Annotated in this window: 4 protein-coding genes; all 4 read left to right on the plus strand. The window is 68.9% G+C overall.

Translation table 11 applies throughout. The annotated features are described in order from the left end of the window. Positions 1 to 93: 93 nt before the first annotated feature. The gene (locus EHS43_RS40870) at positions 94 to 771 is read left to right on the plus strand and encodes a spermidine synthase (protein ID WP_125195586.1); all 678 of its coding nucleotides are present in this window, start codon (positions 94 to 96) and stop codon (positions 769 to 771) included. Positions 772 to 894: 123 nt separating this feature from the next. Then, on the plus strand, positions 895 to 1632 hold the full coding sequence (locus EHS43_RS40875) for a response regulator transcription factor (protein ID WP_031038660.1): 738 nt from the start codon (positions 895 to 897) through the stop codon (positions 1630 to 1632). After that, positions 1629 to 2735 (plus strand): ATP-binding protein, encoded by a 1107-nt coding sequence (locus tag EHS43_RS40880; RefSeq protein WP_125195587.1) that lies wholly within the window; start codon positions 1629 to 1631, stop codon positions 2733 to 2735. Before EHS43_RS40875 ends, EHS43_RS40880 begins: the two co-directional genes overlap by 4 nt. Positions 2736 to 3026: 291 nt before the next feature. Next, positions 3027 to 3266, plus strand: a 240-nt coding sequence (locus EHS43_RS40885) for a hypothetical protein (RefSeq protein WP_148104244.1), incomplete at its 3' end; no start/stop codon positions are given.

Raw genomic sequence — 3266 nt, forward strand, 5'->3', positions numbered from 1 at the left:
CCCCCTGTCTGTGACCCGCGCCACCCCGGCCCCGATTCACAGGGACTTCTCAAGGACCCCCGGCCGGGCCGCCGCACCTGCCAGGATGGGCCGATGCCCACCTCGTACGACATTCCCGAAGTCCTGGACCGTCGCGAGGGCCCGTACGGAGAGGTAGTCCTGCGGCGGCACGGCGAGTTGCTCCAGATCATCGCCAACGGCTGCTTCCTGATGGACACCTCCGACGGACGCTCGGAGCGGATGCTCGTCGACGCGGCGCTCGCCGCCCTCGACGACCGGCCCGGGCCGCACGTCCTCATCGGCGGCCTCGGCGTCGGCTTCTCGCTCGCACACGCGGCCGCGAATTCCCGCTGGGGCCGGATCACGGTCGTGGAGCGGGAGCCCGCGATCATCGACTGGCACCGTTCCGGCCCGCTCGCGGCGCTCTCCGCGGCCGCGCTCGCCGATCCCCGGACGGAGATTCTGGAAACGGACCTGGTCGGATTCGTCAATGAGACATGCGCCACTTTCGACGTGCTGTGTCTCGACATCGACAACGGACCCGACTGGACGGTCACGGACGGCAACCACGGCCTCTACGCGCGTACCGGACTCACAAGCTGCGCAAGGGTGTTGAAGCCGGGCGGCGTCCTGGCCGTGTGGTCGGCGAAACCCTCTGCGGAATTTGAGCAATCCCTAGCAAATGCCGGGTTCCAACAGGTACGTACCGAGGAGATCCCCGTTGCCCGGGGCGTACCGGACGTCGTGCACCTCGCCGTTCGACCTGGATAGCAAAGGGGTGATGACTCCCCGTACTCTGCTTCCCTACGCCGATCATTCAAGCGTCAATCGCAGTCATGCGCAGACAAGGAATCACCCCACATGGTTCCGGAAAGCACTCCCCAGGGGCGGGCGATGGAGCAGACACACACCTCCCACAACGGTTCGACGGCTACCCCGGGCGCTCAGCGCCGGGTCCTGGTCGTCGAGGACGATCCGACGATCGTCGACGCCATCGCGACCCGCCTGCGCGCCGAGGGATTCCTCGTGCAAACGGCGGTCGACGGTCCGTCCGCGGTCGACACGGCCGAGGCCTGGCAGCCGGACCTGCTGATCCTCGACATCATGCTGCCCGGCTTCGACGGTCTGGAGGTCTGCCGCCGCGTGCAGGCCGCCCGTCCGGTGCCGGTCATGATGCTCACCGCGCGGGACGACGAGACCGACATGCTGGTCGGGCTCGGCGTCGGCGCCGACGACTACATGACCAAGCCCTTCTCGATGCGTGAGCTGGCCGCGCGCGTGCACGTCCTGCTGCGCCGCGTCGAGCGGGCCGCACTGGCCGCCGCCACGCCCCGGTCCGGCATCCTGCGGCTCGGCGAGCTGGAGATCGACCACGCGCAGCGCCGGGTGCGGGTGCGCAGCGAGGACGTCCACCTCACCCCGACCGAGTTCGACCTGCTCGTGTGCCTGGCGAACACCCCGCGCGCGGTGCTCTCCCGTGAGCAGCTGCTCGCCGAGGTGTGGGACTGGGCCGACGCCTCCGGCACCCGGACCGTGGACAGCCACATCAAGGCACTGCGCCGGAAGATCGGTGCCGAGCGGATCCGCACGGTGCACGGCGTGGGCTACGCCCTGGAGACGCCGACGCCATGAGCGAGGGTCCGGCCGGCCGGAGAAGCCCCAGGGAGCCCTGGGGCGGCGTGAGTCCGTTCTCGATCAAGACCAAGCTGGGCGCCCTCGTCGTCATCGCGGTCCTCATCACCACCGGGCTGATGATGATCGCGATGCGCACGGCGACCGAGCTGCGCTTCATCACGGTCTTCTCGATGATCGCCACGCTCTTGATCACGCAGTTCGTGGCGCATTCGCTCACCGCGCCCCTGGACGACATGAACGCGGTCGCCCGGTCCATCTCGCACGGCGACTACACCCGCCGGGTCCGCGAGAACCGCCGGGACGAGCTGGGCGACCTGGCCCAGACGATCAACCGCATGGCGGACGACCTGGAGGCCCAGGAACGCCAGCGCAAGGAACTTGTGGCAAATGTCTCCCATGAGCTGCGCACGCCCATCGCGGGCCTGCGCGCCGTGCTGGAGAACATCGTCGACGGGGTCACCCAGGCCGACCCCGAGACCATGCGCACGGCCCTGAAGCAGACCGAGCGGCTCGGCCGGCTGGTGGAGACGCTGCTGGACCTGTCCCGCCTCGACAACGGCGTCGTACCGCTGAAGAAGCGCCGCTTCGAGGTGTGGCCGTACCTCTCGGGCGTGCTCAAGGAGGCCAACATGGTCGCCACCGCGCGCGCGGGCATCGCGTCCGGATCCGGCAGTCACACCCGCAACGACGTCCATCTGCACCTCGACGTGTCGCCGCCGGAGCTCACCGCGCACGCCGATCCGGAGCGCATCCACCAGGTGGTCGCCAACCTGATCGACAACGCGGTCAAGCACAGCCCGGCGCACGGACGGGTCACGGTCAAGGCGCGGCGCGGGGCACAGCCCGAGTCGCTCCAGCTGGAGGTCCTCGACGAGGGCCCCGGGATCCCGCGCTCGGAGTGGCACCGCGTGTTCGAGCGGTTCAACCGCGGTCAGATCATGCGGCCGCACGGTCCGGGCAGCGACGGCGGTACGGGGCTCGGGCTCGCGATCGCGCGCTGGGCGGTGGATCTGCACGGCGGCCGGATCGGAGTGGCCGAATCCGAGCGGGGCTGCCGGATTCTTGTCACCCTTCCGGGACTTCCTTCTCTGCCAAGTTGACGTAAAGTGCGAAGCGGAGCCACAAGATCCATCTCTGTCCGCGCTGACGGACACGTGTGATCAGGCAGAGGGCCGCGCCGCCGTGACGCAGAGCCCCGCTCGGCCCTTCCCACGCGCGGATTCACGTAGCAGAACCACGCTTGTTTCCCGCCATTTCCGCCCCCGAAACTCGCTCTTCGATGTGACTTACACGACGATGGACCGGCCCGGCCTGACCTTCCCCGTCCAGGGGGCGTAGCCTTTATTCCCGCTGTCCATCACCTTGTGAAGCGGAAGAGGGCGGTTGCCGCCGTGTCGCCACAGTCCCCCAGTAACTCGAGCATCTCGACCGACGCAGACCAAGCGGGCAAGAACCCCGCTGCCGCGTTCGGCCCGAACGAGTGGCTCGTCGACGAGATCTATCAGCAGTACCTCCAGGACCCGAATTCGGTAGACCGCGCCTGGTGGGACTTCTTCGCCGACTACAAGTCGGGGGCTGCCGCTCCGGCTGCGGCGGGTACCGCGGCCGCGGGGGCCGCGGAGACCACCACC

It is taken from the genome of Streptomyces sp. RP5T (genome assembly GCF_003933965.1).
Classification (GTDB): domain Bacteria; phylum Actinomycetota; class Actinomycetes; order Streptomycetales; family Streptomycetaceae; genus Streptomyces.

Coding starts and splice junctions, on each gene's coding strand:
- EHS43_RS40870 (WP_125195586.1), top strand. CDS start 94: ATGCCCACCTCGTACGACATTCCCGAAGTCCTGGACCGTCGCGAGGGC.
- EHS43_RS40875 (WP_031038660.1), top strand. CDS start 895: ATGGAGCAGACACACACCTCCCACAACGGTTCGACGGCTACCCCGGGC.
- EHS43_RS40880 (WP_125195587.1), top strand. CDS start 1,629: ATGAGCGAGGGTCCGGCCGGCCGGAGAAGCCCCAGGGAGCCCTGGGGC.